Consider the following 16,460-nt stretch of genomic DNA (forward strand, 5'->3'; position numbering starts at 1 on the left):
AGGAATCTTACCTCTCCCTTTTATCTAATTTTTAAGAATAATTCTTTTCACATAGAAAAAATGTCGGTTTATTCAAAGCGTATTTGATAATCTTTAAAAGCTGAAAATTTTATTTTAGGTGCTCGTTCTGCTTCATAATTCAATGAAAAATGATTCTCTGCCAAAAAAACTGGATCATTATCCAAATCATGAGCAATAGCAGAACGATGACTGGTTACAAATTTTTGCAATTCATCTTTATCCTCTGCCGAAATCCAACGGCATACACTAAAGCGCGCTGATTCAAAACTCACTGGTAAAGAATATTCCACCTTCAACCGCTCCGTTAAGACATCAATTTGCAAAGCACCAATCACCCCAATAAGAGCAGGTGATCCATCATCTGGAATAAATAATTGCACGACGCCTTCTTCAGCCATTTGTCGTAAAGCTTCCTTAAGCTTTTTTGCTTTCATTGGATCGCCCAAACTAACACGACGTAAAATTTCCGGTGCAAAGTTGGGTACACCCTTAAAAAGAATATCCTCTCCCTCCGTCAGTGTATCACCAATACGTAACGTTCCGTGATTGGGAATGCCAACTATATCACCAGCATAGGCTTTATCAGCAATTTGACGCGAACGAGCAAAGAAAAATTGTGGTGCAGAAAGAGTCATTGGTTTTCCTGTGCGTACCAACTTTGTTTTCATACCACGTTCAAGCGTCCCCGAACACACCCGCAAAAATGCAATACGGTCACGATGGTTAGGATCCATATTAGCCTGAATTTTAAAGACAAATCCTGCCATTTTTTGTTCAGTTGCTATGACACTGCGTTGATCTGCAATCTGATCACGAGGACTTGGACCAAAATCGACAAGCGCATCAATCAAATCACGAACACCAAAATTTCGTAAAGCCGAACCGAAATAAACTGGTGTCATATGTCCTTCACGAAAAGCTTGCAAATCGAAATTCTTGCAGGCACTACGAGCAAGTTCGACTTCTTCAATAAAGAGCGCCCGTTGATTTTCAGGAAGCAATTGCGCAACCTCATCAGGTCCTGAAACTTTCTGTGGAGTTATCTCATCATCTTTTTGACGAAAATAATTGTGATGGAGATTAAAAGTGCCAGCAAAATCTTTACCCATACCAATAGGCCATGTGATTGGTGCAGTATCAAGCGCAAGCTTTTCTTCAATTTCATCTAAAGTTTCTAAAGGATCACACGCCTCACGATCCATTTTATTGACAAAAGTAACAATAGGAATATCCCGCATCCGACACACTTCAAACAGTTTCAGTGTTCTCGGCTCAATTCCGCGTGCACCATCCAATACCATGATAGCACTATCAACAGCTGTAAGGGTGCGATATGTATCATCCGCGAAATCTTCATGACCTGGAGTATCTAACAAATTAAAAATATGATCTTCATATTCAAAAGTCATCACCGATGTCACGACAGAAATACCACGATCACGTTCAATATTCATCCAATCAGAGCGGGTTTGAATACGGTCCTTTTTTGCCTTCACTTCACCAGCAAGCTGAATAGCGCCACCAAACAATAAAAGTTTCTCTGTTAGCGTTGTTTTCCCTGCATCAGGATGCGCGATGATCGCAAATGTGCGACGCCGTTTTACTTCTTGCGCTCTCTTTTCCATTATTCCCCCATAGGCCGTGCAAGCGCTTCAGCAATGAGTGCGCGCATTTCATTAACCCCATAAAGCGCAATAAATGACCCAAAACGTGGTCCTCTCTCTTGCCCTAAAAGGACTTCATAAAGCATTTGAAAAAAGACATTTGAAACACCTGGCCCCCCCTCAGGACTTTTTTTACTATGATCTTGATAGCGTTCCGTTAAACGTGCAATATCAAGAAGCGCATTTTGAAGAATGTTTCCATCAACAGTTTCTGGCAAACTAGCTAATTTTGCATCAATCTTCGCTAATGTTGCGCGCTCACTCTCATCAGGGATTCGAAATTTTTTATTTGGTTTAACAAAAACATCAAAATATTTAATGGCACATTGCACCAACTGATCAAGTGCCGGATAAGTTTGTGCATTTGCTCCTTTAGCATAGCGAGAAATAAAGCCCCAAAGAACTTCTTTATTCTCCGCATTGGAAGCACTAACCAAATTCAGTAGCATAGCAAAGGACACAGGCAAATCACCCTGCGGAGGACAACCGTTATGAAGATGCCATACAGGGTTATTCAGCCGCTCTTTCCATTCTTGGCGACCATAAGCAGAAAGATGCGCATAATATTCATCAACAGCTTTTGGAATAACATCAAAATAAAGCCGTTTTGCTGTTTTTGGCTTTGAAAACATATAAAGCCCTAAACTCTCTGTTGGTGCATAAGTCAGCCACTCATCAATGGTTAAACCATTTCCTTTGGATTTGGAAATTTTCTGCCCCTTATCATCCAAAAAGAGCTCATAATTAAACCCTTCGGGTGGAATTCCACCAAGCACTTTGCAAATTTTAGAAGAAAGATTTGTGGAATCGATAAGATCTTTTCCCGCCATTTCATAATCAACCCCTAGCGCTTTCCAGCGCATTGCCCAATCCACCTTCCATTGACACTTGACTCTCCCCCCCGTTACCTTTGTTTCAATGGTTTCGCCTGTATCAGGCTCGATATAGGTAACAGTGCCTTTTTCAACATTACGGTCGATCATCGGTACCTGTAATACTTTTCCAGAAATGGGAGAAATGGGTAAAAAGAGTGAATAAGTTGCTCGCCGTTCTTCACCTAATGTCGGAAGTATAATTTCCATAACCTTGTCATAACAGGCGAGTATTTTTAAAAGTGTTTCATCAAAACGACCAGAAGTGTAATAATCAGTAGCGCTAGCAAATTCATAATCAAAACCAAAACGATCAAGAAAAGCACGTAAGCGCGCATTATTTGCTGCCCCAAAAGAAGGATAAACATCCCCAAAAGGATCTGGAACACAACTAAGCGGTTGACCAAGATAGCTTTCCATTTTTTCGCGGTCAGGCACATTATCAGGAACTTTACGCAAACCATCCATATCATCAGAAAAACAAAGAAGTTTTGTTTTAATTTTATTCTCAGTTAAAACACGAAATGCGTGACGCACCATAGTCGTACGTGCTACTTCTCCAAAAGTCCCGATATGTGGTAAGCCAGACGGCCCATAACCTGTTTCAAATAAAACCGTCTCTGGGTAACCAGTTTTTTCATAACGTTTGATAATTTTGCGTGCTTCTTCAAACGGCCAAGCTTTTGATTGAACAGCTATATCTCTTAATTCGGGTGTAAAGCTAAAGGTATCACACTGGTCACGCATCATCATCTTTATCCTAAAATTAAATTCTTTCACGATATGGTGTATGGTTCTTGAATTTATTCGTCAATAATAGCAAGCGAAAAGGCACAAACCCTTATCACAATTTCGCCATAATTAGTATTCGCCCTATTGTTTTGTTTATATTTTACGTAAACAAAAGTGTGAATATTATGAATCGCAATTTTCTTGTTTTGATTATCGGTACTTTAATCGTTCTGCTTATAGGTTTTTCTTATTATACTTATCAGCAAGAAAGCAAAACCTCTAGCATTGAACTCAATGATCGATAAATAATCCATCTGTAAGCAAAATCAATTAAAGAAATTGCCCTCTTCAATTTTGATATAAAAACCGTTCTGCTCTTAACACTTTTAAAATGACTTCTGTCATGTTTCTGTATGTGTTAATGAGCGTGCTGCTAATGTACGTAGACGTAATGCATTTAATTTAATAAAACCGGAAGCATCTTTTTGATCATAAGCACCCTGATCATCCTCAAAAGTTACTAATTTATGAGAATAAAGCGATTTTTTGCTTTCACGACCTTCAACAATCACATTACCTTTATAAAGCTTTAGCGTAACTTCGCCTTCAACATTTTCTTGAGATAAATCAATAGCTGCTTGTAACATCTTACGTTCAGGTGAAAACCAAAAGCCATAATAAATGAGCTCTGCATAACGCGGCATTAATTCATCTTTCAAATGCGCTGCACCACGATCCAATGTTAAGGATTCGATTGCACGATGAGCTGTTAAAAGAATGGTTCCACCCGGCGTTTCATAAATGCCACGTGATTTCATACCTATAAAGCGATTTTCTACCAAATCTAAACGCCCTATACCGTTGTCGCGTCCATAATTATTCAATTCAGCAAGTAAAACAGCAGGAGATAAATTTTTTCCATTAATCGAAACGGCATCACCTTTTTTAAAGCCTATCTTGATTATGGTTGCTTGATCTGGAGCAGCTTCTGGAGAAAGTGTGCGCATATGCACATATTCAGGAGCAGGAATTGCTGGATCTTCCAAAACTTTACCCTCTGATGATGAGTGCAATAAATTTGCATCAACCGAAAAAGGAGCCTCGCCTTGATTATCCTTCTCTACTGGAATTTGATGTGCATGCGCAAATTCAACCAACTCTGTCCGACTTTTAAACGACCAATCACGCCATGGAGCAATAATTTTGATATCAGGATTAAGAGCATAAGCAGAAAGCTCAAAGCGAACTTGGTCATTACCTTTTCCTGTCGCTCCATGGGCGATTGCATCTGCACCTGTTTCCTTGGCAATTTCAATAAGGCGTTTTGAAATGAGTGGACGAGCAATTGATGTCCCTAAAAGATAGCACCCTTCATAAACTGCATTGGCTCGAAACATTGGAAACACAAAATCACGCACGAACTCTTCACGTAGATCTTCAATATAAATTTCTTGAACGCCTAATATTTCAGCTTTACGACGTGCCGTCTCTAACTCTTCTCCTTGGCCTAAATCGGCTGTAAAGGTTACAACTTCAACACCTAGTTCACTTTGTAGCCATTTAAGAATAATTGACGTATCCAGCCCTCCTGAATAAGCCAAAACAACTTTCTTAACATTTTTCCATTTTTTCATTTTAAAGCCCACATTATTTGCTTTCTTTTTACTCAGAAATCAAAACTATGCAAGCAATGAAAATAAATTCCCCTTAAGCAACATTAAACAGATGCAAAAAAGAACGAAAAAGCGTAAAGAAGAGCGTTTGTGTGAGGGGTATAAGTCATGAACAGCTCTTTTAAAGAATAACGGAGATTTACATGTCATTTTTCCCTGAGTGGTCTAGCATGATACAATTTTTCTCAGCATCGTTGGTTCTAGCACTCATTCCAGGACCCGATATTATGTTGTCAGTAGCACGCACGATTGCACAAAATAAAAAAGCTGGAATTATGTGTGCTTTAGGAAGTGCAACGGGTTTTGCTATTCAAGTTGTTGCTGTAGCACTTGGCATATCAGCACTCATTTTTACCTCACCGCGCGCTTTTTCTCTTCTTAAAGTTGTAGGTGCCTTTTACCTCCTATGGCTTGCCTTTCAGGCATTGCGTAAACATTCGACATTTTCTTTAAAAAAGACATCCCCCAAACACCAAAGTCTTAAACGCAATTATCTCACTGCTATTGGAATTAATCTCTTAAATCCCAAAGTCATCCTTTTTAACATGACTTTCTTGCCACAATTTATCAATGCAAATGACCCTATGGCTACGCAAAAATTGCTCATTTTGGGTCTCTCTTATATTCCTATTTCTCTACCCATTACCATTTCTATAGTTTTTATGGCTCATAAATTTTCCAATGGCATGAAGCAAAATCCTACTTATATACGCCTTCTTGATTGGCTTATCGCAGGCATTTTCACCAGTTTTGCTCTACGTATTCTTATTGATGAAAATTGAAGTCATTCATTGCAAACGTTCAGATTTACGTAAACGTTCTGAAGCAGATTTAAGCTGGCCACACGCAGCTAAAATATCGCGTCCACGCGGTATCCGAATAGGTGAGGCATAACCTGCTTGATTAACCACATCAGCAAAGCGTTCAATTTGTTCCCAATCAGAACTTTGGTAATTCGTCCCTGGCCATGGATTAAAAGGAATCAAATTGATCTTAGCAGGAATACCTTTAAGTAACTGAACCAACCGTTTGGCATCATCCAAACTATCATTTACATCTTTCAGCATAACATATTCAAATGTAATTCTCTTAGCATTCGAAAGACCTGGATAATGACGGCAAGCTTCCATTAACATTGCAAGTGGGTATTTTTTATTGATTGGAACAAGCATATCTCGTAGCGTATCGCGCACCGCATGGAGTGAAATCGCCAACATGACCCCAATTTCCTTCCCCGTTCGTATGATTTCAGGGACCACCCCACTGGTTGAAAGGGTAATTCGACGTTTTGACAAAGAGAGTCCATCTCCATCAGAAGCGATTAATAAAGCTTTTTTGACTGCTTCAAAATTATAAAGTGGTTCCCCCATCCCCATCATAACGATATTGGTAATTTTACGCCCTTCAATTGGAACAATTGCACCATCAGGAATCTTTTTATCAGGAAAATCACCCAAACAATCACGTGCAACCAATAACTGCGCCAAAATTTCTTCCGCGGTCAGATTGCGAACAAGCACCTGTGTTCCCGTATGGCAAAAAGAACAAGTTAACGTGCATCCTACCTGAGATGAAATACATAAAGTACCACGCCCTTCTTCAGGAATATAAACTGTTTCAATTTCAACAGGTTTTCCAGCTCCACGTGCTGGAAAACGCAACAGCCATTTACGTGTACCATCTTTTGATATTTGTTCTGCAACAATTTCCGGACGTGCAATGGAAAAATGGTTTTTAAGCATTTCTTGCATTGGTTTAGAAATGTTTAGCATTTCATCAAAATTTGAAACGCCACGCACATAAAGCCAATGCCAGAGTTGACGTACACGCATACGCGTTTGACGCTCTGGAACACCTATTGCCCTTAAAGCTTCGACCATTTCATCCTGCAATAAGCCAATTAAAGAAAGCTTAGATCTCTCCTTCACGACAACATTATCCGATTCTCGTGCTAAGCATGCACCAACTGGTTTGAGGTCATATGAAACGGCCATTTTTTTCCAATTTATATCGCTATTTTAGAGTTACAGAGACCTTAATGGCATTTTTGCGCTGCATTTAATGCAGCGGTCACCCCTTTTAAGGAATAAGTATAAGTCGTATTGGTTCCCCGTTTTGAAAGTGCTTTTACTGTCATATTTCTTCCAGCACGCATAGCAGAAACAAACTGTTTTTCTAAAGCTGATGATGCTAACCAAGCTGAAGAATCCTTCGTGAAAAAATCAAAATTCTGATTTCCAATGGTCACAGTAACCTTTGACCCTTCTTTAAGTGTATAACCAGCCATGAATTGTGGTTCAAACGAAACAGGCGAATGAGAACGCTTGGTGACCAAAAAGAAATTATCACCATGATTGACCGTTGTTGGAAGTGCCTCTAAGGGTACCGACAATACATAGCAAATTGTATTTCCTGGCGATTTATAAGAATAGGCTCCCCAAGCCTCAAATTGGTCTAAACGGCTTGGTGCTTGTGCCCATACCGTTCCAGCAGTAACTAAAACCATTACAGATGCAGCAATAACAGTTTTTTTAAACATCTTCATTTAGCTCACTTCTTTAGTCTCTAACAAGATTCTCTTCATTGAAAAGCTCGTCAATGCTTTAGTTTAGTTGTTTCATCCCCCCCTCCTTAAGCGAAACATTTTTCCGCTAATCAGAACAGATTTTTTACATCTATATTGTGATCTTTTAGTTGTTACTAAAACATGAATTTCTTATTCAATAACCAGATTTTAAAAAACAACATTTTGATTTTATTTCACCAATTTTGTTTTTTGTATAAAAATTTACCTCTTTAAGCAATTGGATTTCAAAATAAAATATGAACATACCATCACTCTGTTAAGAAAAAAACTACACTATTTTACTGCAAGCAATTTGTTACATAACCTTAAACATGCGTTCCCTTAAAGAACACTCCAAATTTCACAGCCTTTCGGATAGCATCAATAAATTTAACACACTAAACGCATTTGCGTTAGTAAAAATCATAAAATACTCTCTCCTTTCTCCAATTATAGCGTATCCATACTCCTGTTCAATGTTGTCTAGTTACCCCCTTCTACAATCTTAAAATCATTTTGCAAAAAATTACCCAATATTATCAATTATAAGCATTTTTGCCATAAAACACAAAACGTATAAGTTCCTGCTTCAACCACCGTATATAATTTTGCCTACTTTGATATCATTTACTCTCGCCATATGCCATATCATCTTACATTGCTAATTTCTGAAGCGATGCCACTCATTAAAACCGGCTTAACCATACTGTTTCAACGTACGAACCCCATCCCCTCTCTTTCAGCAAAAACTTCTGAGAAATTCATTTGGCAAACATCGCTATCTCATTGTAAGATAATGATAAACATTAACCCCTTTTCTTTCCACAACAGTTCTTAAAGCTTCTATTTATAATCCTTTAAACAACCTCTCAGTTGATTAAACGGTGATTAAATAAGTTTTTATACGCACAAAAAAGTCTCTGCTCAATCCCAAATCTATCGTCTTGATTTTTCATATCATACAAAATTGTTTTTCCTATCTTGGCTCTATATAGCAGCTGGCATTTAAACCAAACCTGTCCTTAAGTAGTTGACCTCTCTCACCATCTTACACAAAGCAAATGATACCCCTTATCCTTCTGGATTTTAAGTATCAATATTATCGAAAAATACTCACAGCATCTTGACTTGCGAAAAAATTTCACTTCACGGATGCATACTCCAAGTAAAGATACCTAAGAGCATGATAATGGGAACTGCATATTTGCAAAAAAGAACAAAAGCCAGCGATTGCTCTTGCTTCTTGTTTTTTGAAGCAAGGATTTCTTATGCGAGCAATTTCTTCAAATCACGTAAAGCAATCAGAGCTCTCAGCTCTTTAACCTAGATTATATCAGCTTTTAACCTGTTCTGTGGTGCACTATTCGCAATGTATACACCACAGCGACTTTTTTTGATTTATCCCATACAAAACATTCAAGCTGCATTTGATGTTGAATTCTGAATCAATAAAGCATGAAGGGTATTGGCATCGTGCGTATTGCGCAATTTTTGAACAACATCAGAATGGCGCAAGACACGTGCAATCTGTGACAAAGCTTTTAAATGGTCAGCACCAGCGTTCTCAGGTGCCAAAAGTAGAAAAACAAGATCTATAGGTTCATCATCGAGAGCCTCAAAATCAACCGGGCTTTCAAGGCGTGCAAATATACCAGTGATTCGGTTAATATTAGGTAGTTTCCCATGAGGAATCGCAATACCACCACCCAGACCCGTTGAGCCTAATTTTTCACGTTGCAAAACAGTATCAAAAACCACACGTTCATTAAGGCCCGTCAATTCAGCAGCTTTTTCGGCTAAAATTTGCAGAACTTGTTTCTTCGAATTCGCCTTAAGAGCCGGAATAATAGCTTCCGGTGCAATTAACTCACTCAAATTCATACTTTAATTTTCCTTTTGCACGCTCAAATGCTCACCTACAAATCAATAAATGGTACGGATACTTAAAGTTCTATCACTTTCTTGCATCATCGTATGTGTATTTACTTTTCAATTTGTAACGGGTGATGGCCTAATTCATCTCATAATTCACTATCAGCACAACAATAAATAGTCTTCAGTTCCTCATTAACAGCATGAGAAAACAAGGGAATATAGTGCTCATAAAATTAATTTCCCTACGATACTAACAAAGACCACCATTCACAAATTTTTGACCATTTAGTCACAAAAGCTGGTGTACAATTCTTCATCAGATCTTCCTCTTCCTTCTAAGAACTGGCTCTCATAAAATGATGAGCATATTGAGATAAAATGATTCTTCACTTTGACGATGACTAGTGTAGCTTGAGTGCTTCCCACTACAATTATTTAAACAGACTTTAATACGTTCAATGGATATTTTAAAAAGACTTGTAAATCTGTTCTGATATCCAAAGTAGTGCACCAGCTTTTAAATGCGCAAAGTAAACCAACAAAATACCACAACCCCTATTTGACAACTGTAATATATATATAACCCATGGTGCTACCCTCAAAACATCCGAAACAGCATCATCGACACGTTATTTGATTCGGTAGAGAAAAGTATTATTAATTCTATATACCTTCCCATAATACATGAATTTATTTACAGCTTCGTTTATCATTCATTATAAAGTTAATCTAGTGATATCTTTTCCATAGTGTAATTAAAAGCAACAAAACCGACAAAATAATAATATCACCCCATTTTGATGGGTTTTTTTCATCCCTCCTCAACAAAAATTCAGTTTAAGGTTAGAGTCACAAAAGAAATTTTGGCACGAAAAAGCACATATTAGCAACACCGCGATGAATACGATCGCCATAAAAAATCTTATACGAAACCCAACTAAAAAACACCTATTTTCCCTTTACCTTCAAACAACTATATCTCCTTATTTATTTGAATCTCTTAAGATATTATCATGATTCCCACCCCATACAAATAATTGCTCTTGGTTACGTAATGGAAATGTTTATTGATAACAGCTGTATTAAGAATCAAAATAAAGTCTCATCCAATCCTGTGAAATATGTTTGATCACCTGAATATATGGCAATAGCGCTTATACTCACCATGATGTTGATCTTTTAAGCTTAAATAAAAACTCATAAAAGCTGTAAAATCAGAGGGAAAATTGATTTCCCAAATAAATTCTGCGTACATCAGCGTTGTTGATAATATCGTTAGGACAACCATGAACTAACACTTTCCCCGCGTAAATGATATAAGCGCGGTCGACAAGTCCCAATGTCTCACGCACATTATGATCAGTTATCAAAACACCAATACCACGCCTCGTTAAATGACGAATAAGCTGCTGAATATCAAAAATGGCGATAGGATCAATGCCTGCAAATGGTTCATCAAGCAACATAAAATTGGGGCGAGAAGCTAAAGCACGCGCAATTTCAAGTCGCCGACGTTCCCCCCCTGATAACGAAAGAGCAGGCATCTTACGTAAATGATCAATTTTAAATTCATGCAAAAGAGCATCTAATTCTTCATGCCGCTTAAGACGGTCTTTTTCGATTACCTCTAAAACAGCTTTAATGTTATTTTCTACTGTAAGACCACGAAAAATAGATGCTTCCTGCGGAAGATATCCAATACCTAAACGAGCGCGCCGATACATCGGCAGATGGGTGATATCAAACCCATCAATTTTAATTGACCCTCCATCAGATTTAATGAGACCCGTAACCATATAAAAACAAGTCGTTTTTCCCGCACCATTGGGACCTAAAATGCCAACCGCCTCTCCAGTACGAATGCCAAAAGAAACACCATTAATGACCTGTCTTCCACGATAAACTTTAACCAAATTACTGGCAACCAAAGTCCCCTTTAAGCGCTTTCTTAAAGCCTCACTTGCAAGATCATGTCTGTCCGTCTGTTTTTCTTTTTTGATTCCGAACATGAAATCTTAATGGCCATTCTTTTGATTTTGTTTAAAAATGATGGAAACGCGGCCCTTTTTCTCAGATGTCTCACAACCTTCTAGAAAAGCCTTTCCGCTTTCCATATCCGTGGTCAGTTTGCATCCCGTTGCCACATTATTACCATCCGTTAGTACAACATTATTCCCTGTCAGGCTCATTATTTTTGACTTTCCATCAAAAACGCCTTTATCACCCGTAGCAATTTGCGTAGCGATTTTTATATAAACCTTCCCTAAAGCTTCCATTTTCTTAATACCGGTCGAACCAAACCAGGCAGGCGATTTTGTCTTCGTATCTACAAGGTCCCTATCAGCATCTTTATGCGTCTTATCGTAGTAAACAACTAATTTTGCTGTTCGCAAAAGACGTTCACCTTGAACCACTGAAACATTACCATTAAAGAGCGCTATCCCTTCTTTATCACGTATTTCTAAAGAATCTGCATAGAGTTCCACAGGTTCTTTGTCGTTTGATAAATTAATTCCAAAATGAGCTACTTCAGCACATCCAAAAACTGTTCCAAACCCGAATATTCCCATGCTCAAAGCCAAACCCATCCATTTTCTGTATGATCCCCTCGGCTTCATCTCATCGCTCTCAATTCTTTTGTTCCCACATACTATATATTTCTTCTTAATAAAGTCGCTCAAGATTCGTATTTTATGTTATTTCATTGCTTGTTAATCACTAAATGCACCCCGCCATGAAAATATATGCTTTGCCCTTTTTCTCGAATTTGCAAAGCATTTGCTGCAAGATGCAAACCTGCACGCTGAATATTAACACGTTGATCTGTACTTAATCGCCCCTTAGATAAATTAATATCTGCTGCCATAAATTGTGCAACCATTCCATCATTTGTTGTAATCGTGAATGGCTTATCCAATTGCAAATACCCATTAATATTATCGTAAACTCCTCCTTGCGCATCAAGAGAAATTTGTCTTTTTTTGCCTAAAAGTGCCTCAGCTGTAATGTTTTTTAGCCCAATCAATCCAGAATGTGCAGGATCTTGAAATGCTTTTTCCGCTTTGAGCCAATAAGGCTCTTGAGAACGCGTATAACCTTCTAATTTTGGATTTAGCATTGTCAATTTCATTGTTCCATCTTCTTCATTATTCAAAATTACAGGATCAGAAGCAGCAGGAACAAAGAAAAATGTAAACCAGCAAAAAATGAGTGCTGTAGCCAATGCACAGAGAGGTAAAAAAAATTTTAATATGCTAATGCGGCGTGAATGACGGGATGCTTTTTTAAAAACATCACCAAAAGATGATTTGGTTGAAAAAAGTTCATAGTGATTGGGTACGGCCATACTTTCTTAATCTCTTAAATATTGCGGCGTTTTGCGATTTGTATAACCTCTATAAGATGTATTTTCAAATTTTGCTTCTTGCAATTCATTTTTTCTTGGTTTTATTTTGCTTTCATCCATTTATATATGTAATGTGTATGCGTGAAGTTCACAATTATAAAAATCTTTTTTGTATGAAAGAGAGGTTATTTTGGTTAAATCAGAGCTTGTGCAAATTATTGCCCGTCATAATCCGCATCTTTTTCAACGTGATGTGGAAAATATTGTGAATGCTATTTTTGAAGAAATTTCAACAGCACTCGCCAATGGTAATCGCGTTGAACTTCGCGGTTTTGGAGCTTTTTCTGTCAAAAGCCGCTCAGCCCGCAATGGTCGTAATCCAAGAACAGGTGAAGCTGTTGTTGTTGAAGAAAAATGGATTCCTTTTTTCAAAACTGGTAAAGACTTGCGTGACCGTCTCAATCAGTGAGTAAAGTTATGACAACCAAACGTATCCTTTTGGCAATTATTTTGGTACCCATTACAGCTCTCTTGATTGCTTTTATCGTAGCTAACCGTCAAATAGTTACATTGACTCTTGATCCTTTTCGAATCAGCTCTGAAAATTTTATTTATCAAGCTCCTCTCTTTATATGGCTCTTTATTTTTTTCGGTCTTGGTGTTTTATTAGGTAGTATAATTAATTGGTTTGCCTATCGTAAATGCAAAAAAGCCCTTAAAGAAAGCAAAGCGGAACTTGAGAAATTAAAAATGTCGATCGCTGACATGATATAATAGTATTTTGATGAAATCCTTCTTTTATTGTATTCAGAACATCATGAAAAGTAATGGAAGTGGTCTTTCTCTTTTTCCTTATACATGCTTTAAGCAGTTTTAGACCCTTGCATTATGAATAACTTAAGAGCTTTTTAAAGTAAATTTTACCTGTATCGTGAAACCGAATAATGTTTACACAATGCCTTCAACCTTACCACAGCAGCATATCTCCGCAGGAAAAGTTACCTCTTATTTTAGAAACAGGTGTTAGTGCAGATTATGCTTTAATCGACTCTGGCAATGGACAAAAATTGGAGCGATATGGCTCTTACCGCATTATTCGGCCAGAAAGTCAAGCACTATGGAAACCAGCTTTATCACAAGAAAATTGGGCTGATGTCGATGCCATTTTCACAGGAAACCGCGACGAAGAAGGAATTGGTCGTTGGTATTTTCCTAAAAAACCCCTTGGTGAAACATGGCCACTTTCATGGAATGGTTTACCCTTTCTGGGACGTTTTACTTCCTTTCGTCATGTTGGTGTTTTTCCTGAACAGGATGCTCATTGGCGCTCAATGGAAGAGCAAATTGTTAAAGCCAAACGCCCTATTAAATTGTTAAATCTTTTTGGCTATACAGGCATTGCCTCTTTGATTAGTGCACGTGCTGGTGCTGTTGTTACTCATGTTGATGCCTCTAAAAAAGCCATTACTTGGGCAAAAGCTAATCAGGAAAAAGCAGGATTATTAGAGTATCCCATTCGCTGGATCTGTGACGATGCAATGAAATTTGTCGAACGTGAATTACGCCGTCAAAAAAACTATGATATGATTCTTCTTGACCCCCCTGCCTATGGACGTGGACCTCATGGAGAAATTTGGCAAATTTTCGATCACTTACCGGAAATGATAAAAAATTGTCGCAGACTTTTATCCAATAAACCACTGGCTGTTATACTTACAGCTTATTCTATTCGTGCTTCTTTTTATACACTTCATACTTTAATGCGTGATGAATTTATAAATCTTGGTGGTATAATCGAATCAGGAGAACTGATCTTGCGTGAAGAAACCGCCGGACGTGCTCTTTCCACTTCTCTTTTTAGCCGTTGGATTGCCTGAATATGTGTACACCCAAGATTGGTAAGGTTAAAGAAATTACCTCCCTGAGCAATCCCATCATCAAAGACCTTAAAGCGCTTAACCAAAAGAAAAACCGCAATCGAGAAGGTGTTTTTATGGCTGAAGGACTCAAATTGGTCATTGATGCTTTAAATCTCGGCTGGACAATAAAAACACTCATCTTTTCTAAAAGCAAACTTGGTAATACTGCCATTGAAAATGTTGCTGCACGCACCGTAGCGAGTGGTGGTTTTGTTATTAAAGCCTCACAAAAGGTTATGGAATCACTTACCCGCCGCGATAATCCACAAACCGTTGTTGGCATTTTTAAACAACAATGGCAAACTCTTGAACGAATAAAAAAACTAACTGAAGATGTCTATATCGCTCTTGACCGTGTGCGCGATCCAGGAAACCTAGGTACTATAATCCGTACTGCTGATGCTGTAGGTGCTAAAGGCGTTATTTTAATTGGCGAAACAACGGATCCTTTTTCACCTGAAACCGTACGTGCAACAATGGGGTCGATTTTTTCTGTACCACTTTACCGTATCGATGAAAGTGCGTTTCTGAACTGGTCCAAAAACTTTAAGGGTATGGTTGTTGGTACACATCTCAAAGGGGATGTTGATTACCGCAAAGTTGATTTTAAAAATGGTCCTATTCTCCTTCTCATGGGGAATGAGCAACAAGGTTTATCAGACATTCTTGCAAATTGCTGTGATCAACTTGTGCGTATTCCCCAAAGTGGACGTGCTGATTCGCTTAATTTGGCGGTAGCAACAGCTATTATGCTTTACGAAATTCGTCGTTCTCATTTAACACTTGAATCATACGAGACCCAAACATGACACGCAAATCACTGTCTTTTTTTCTTCTTGGTTTGGCCATTATAGTAGGACTTGATCAAGCAATAAAATATTGGGTTATACATAACATGCTTTTAGGAACAATTATTCCAATTTTTCCTTTTCTTTACCTTTACCATGTACGCAATTTTGGTGTTGCATTTTCTTTTCTTTCTTCTTTTTCCCATTGGGGACTCATCGCCGCGACAATAATCATCATTGTTTTTCTTTTATGGCTCTGGAAAAATACCGAATATAAAAAATCCTTATCGCGTTTTGGGCTTATTCTCATTATCGGTGGAGCAATTGGTAATCTTATTGATCGTATCCGTTTTCATTATGTTATTGATTATATACTCTTTCAGATTGACGGCATCTTTTCTTTTGCCGTTTTCAATCTTGCTGATACTTTTATCACAATTGGTACCATTATCATTCTTGTTGACGAATTTCGTATGTGGATCAAAAAAAAACGTCCTTCCAATAAAATCTCTTCTGAGTAAGAGTACTCTTTACTTTCGCAAGTACTCTTATTAATTACAAAATTAACTTGATTAAAAAAACAACGAAATTTTTAAGATTTATATTTCTCTATTCCAATTGCCACATGAAATTATAATGGATTAAACAACAAGGCTTATTATGGTAGGTTTTCTCTTCATTCTGTCATTTAAGTAAATTAACCACCTTATCGGTAAAAGTTAAGAACCGTTCTCTTGCAAAATACATCGTGAAATTATTATGTTTGGAACATTTTGTTATATTATACTTAAATTACATGCTCCATAGATATTTAAAATATGATCATGGATAGTATGCACAAAAACGCAACATCCTAAGACTGCTTCTTCGCTTTTGCTAACCGTTCATATCCAGCCATAAATATAGAGAACACGGCGTTTTTATTGACTTGAGAACGAAAAAATTACATTGGATTCTTCTTTTCTTCTCGAATTTCTTTGTTTCTTTTACAGAGGATACAAGCT

General features: G+C 37.7%; 15 protein-coding genes. 6 read left to right on the forward strand and 9 right to left on the reverse strand.

Features of this window, described 5'->3' with window-relative positions:
• Positions 1–68 precede the first annotated feature (68 nt).
• The 3 genes from QHG54_RS05880 to QHG54_RS05890 all read right to left on the reverse strand — a co-directional run bounded on the left by QHG54_RS05880 (position 69) and on the right by QHG54_RS05890 (position 4,923).
• Positions 69–1,646 (reverse strand): peptide chain release factor 3, encoded by a 1,578-nt coding sequence (locus QHG54_RS05880; protein WP_317992512.1) that lies wholly within the window; start codon positions 1,644–1,646, stop codon positions 69–71.
• A complete protein-coding gene (locus tag QHG54_RS05885; protein ID WP_406604538.1) occupies positions 1,646–3,307 on the reverse strand; it encodes a lysine--tRNA ligase in 1,662 nt (553 codons plus the stop codon). Before QHG54_RS05885 ends, QHG54_RS05880 begins: the two co-directional genes overlap by 1 nt.
• Before the next feature lie 383 nt (positions 3,308–3,690).
• The gene (locus QHG54_RS05890; protein WP_406604013.1) at positions 3,691–4,923 is read right to left on the reverse strand and encodes an argininosuccinate synthase; all 1,233 of its coding nucleotides are present in this window, start codon (positions 4,921–4,923) and stop codon (positions 3,691–3,693) included.
• Between the two features lie 182 nt (positions 4,924–5,105).
• Between QHG54_RS05890 and QHG54_RS05895 the strand changes: the two genes are divergently transcribed.
• Complete coding sequence (locus QHG54_RS05895; RefSeq protein ID WP_317992510.1) at positions 5,106–5,744, forward strand: LysE family translocator; 639 nt, start codon at positions 5,106–5,108, stop codon at positions 5,742–5,744.
• A gap of 6 nt (positions 5,745–5,750) precedes the next feature.
• Here the strand turns inward: QHG54_RS05895 and rlmN are convergent, their stop codons facing one another.
• From rlmN to lptC, 6 genes are all read right to left on the reverse strand, one after another.
• Positions 5,751–6,956 carry a 23S rRNA (adenine(2503)-C(2))-methyltransferase RlmN gene (rlmN, locus tag QHG54_RS05900; protein WP_406604014.1) on the reverse strand — a complete coding sequence of 402 codons (1,206 nt, stop codon included), beginning with the start codon at positions 6,954–6,956 and terminating at the stop codon, positions 5,751–5,753.
• A 41-nt stretch (positions 6,957–6,997) separates the two neighbouring features.
• A complete protein-coding gene (locus tag QHG54_RS05905; protein ID WP_317992570.1) occupies positions 6,998–7,501 on the reverse strand; it encodes an invasion associated locus B family protein in 504 nt (167 codons plus the stop codon).
• 1,443 nt (positions 7,502–8,944) lie between these two features.
• Positions 8,945–9,409 (reverse strand): PTS IIA-like nitrogen regulatory protein PtsN, encoded by a 465-nt coding sequence (gene ptsN / locus QHG54_RS05910; RefSeq protein ID WP_317992508.1) that lies wholly within the window; start codon positions 9,407–9,409, stop codon positions 8,945–8,947.
• Between the two features lie 1,208 nt (positions 9,410–10,617).
• Positions 10,618–11,412 (reverse strand): LPS export ABC transporter ATP-binding protein, encoded by a 795-nt coding sequence (gene lptB, locus QHG54_RS05915; protein ID WP_317992507.1) that lies wholly within the window; start codon positions 11,410–11,412, stop codon positions 10,618–10,620.
• 6 nt (positions 11,413–11,418) lie between these two features.
• Positions 11,419–12,021: an LptA/OstA family protein gene (locus tag QHG54_RS05920; RefSeq protein ID WP_317992506.1), complete on the reverse strand. Its 603-nt coding sequence runs from the start codon at positions 12,019–12,021 to the stop codon at positions 11,419–11,421.
• 83 nt (positions 12,022–12,104) lie between these two features.
• The gene (lptC, locus tag QHG54_RS05925) at positions 12,105–12,749 is read right to left on the reverse strand and encodes an LPS export ABC transporter periplasmic protein LptC (RefSeq protein ID WP_317992505.1); all 645 of its coding nucleotides are present in this window, start codon (positions 12,747–12,749) and stop codon (positions 12,105–12,107) included.
• Positions 12,750–12,939: 190 nt separating this feature from the next.
• Between lptC and ihfB the strand changes: the two genes are divergently transcribed.
• From ihfB to lspA, 5 genes are all read left to right on the forward strand, one after another.
• A complete protein-coding gene (gene ihfB / locus QHG54_RS05930; protein WP_035007952.1) occupies positions 12,940–13,218 on the forward strand; it encodes an integration host factor subunit beta in 279 nt (92 codons plus the stop codon).
• Positions 13,219–13,226: 8 nt separating this feature from the next.
• Positions 13,227–13,523, forward strand: a complete 297-nt coding sequence (locus QHG54_RS05935; RefSeq protein WP_317992504.1) for a LapA family protein — start codon at positions 13,227–13,229, stop codon at positions 13,521–13,523.
• Positions 13,524–13,693: 170 nt separating this feature from the next.
• A complete protein-coding gene (locus QHG54_RS05940; RefSeq protein ID WP_317992503.1) occupies positions 13,694–14,626 on the forward strand; it encodes a class I SAM-dependent rRNA methyltransferase in 933 nt (310 codons plus the stop codon).
• 2 nt (positions 14,627–14,628) lie between these two features.
• The gene (locus tag QHG54_RS05945; RefSeq protein ID WP_406604015.1) at positions 14,629–15,477 is read left to right on the forward strand and encodes a TrmH family RNA methyltransferase; all 849 of its coding nucleotides are present in this window, start codon (positions 14,629–14,631) and stop codon (positions 15,475–15,477) included.
• Positions 15,474–15,977 (forward strand): signal peptidase II, encoded by a 504-nt coding sequence (gene lspA, locus QHG54_RS05950; RefSeq protein WP_317992501.1) that lies wholly within the window; start codon positions 15,474–15,476, stop codon positions 15,975–15,977. The genes QHG54_RS05945 and lspA overlap by 4 nt, the downstream gene beginning before the upstream one ends.
• Positions 15,978–16,460: the final 483 nt, after the last annotated feature.

This window comes from Bartonella gliris, from assembly GCF_045277155.1.
Lineage (GTDB): Bacteria > Pseudomonadota > Alphaproteobacteria > Rhizobiales > Rhizobiaceae > Bartonella > Bartonella gliris.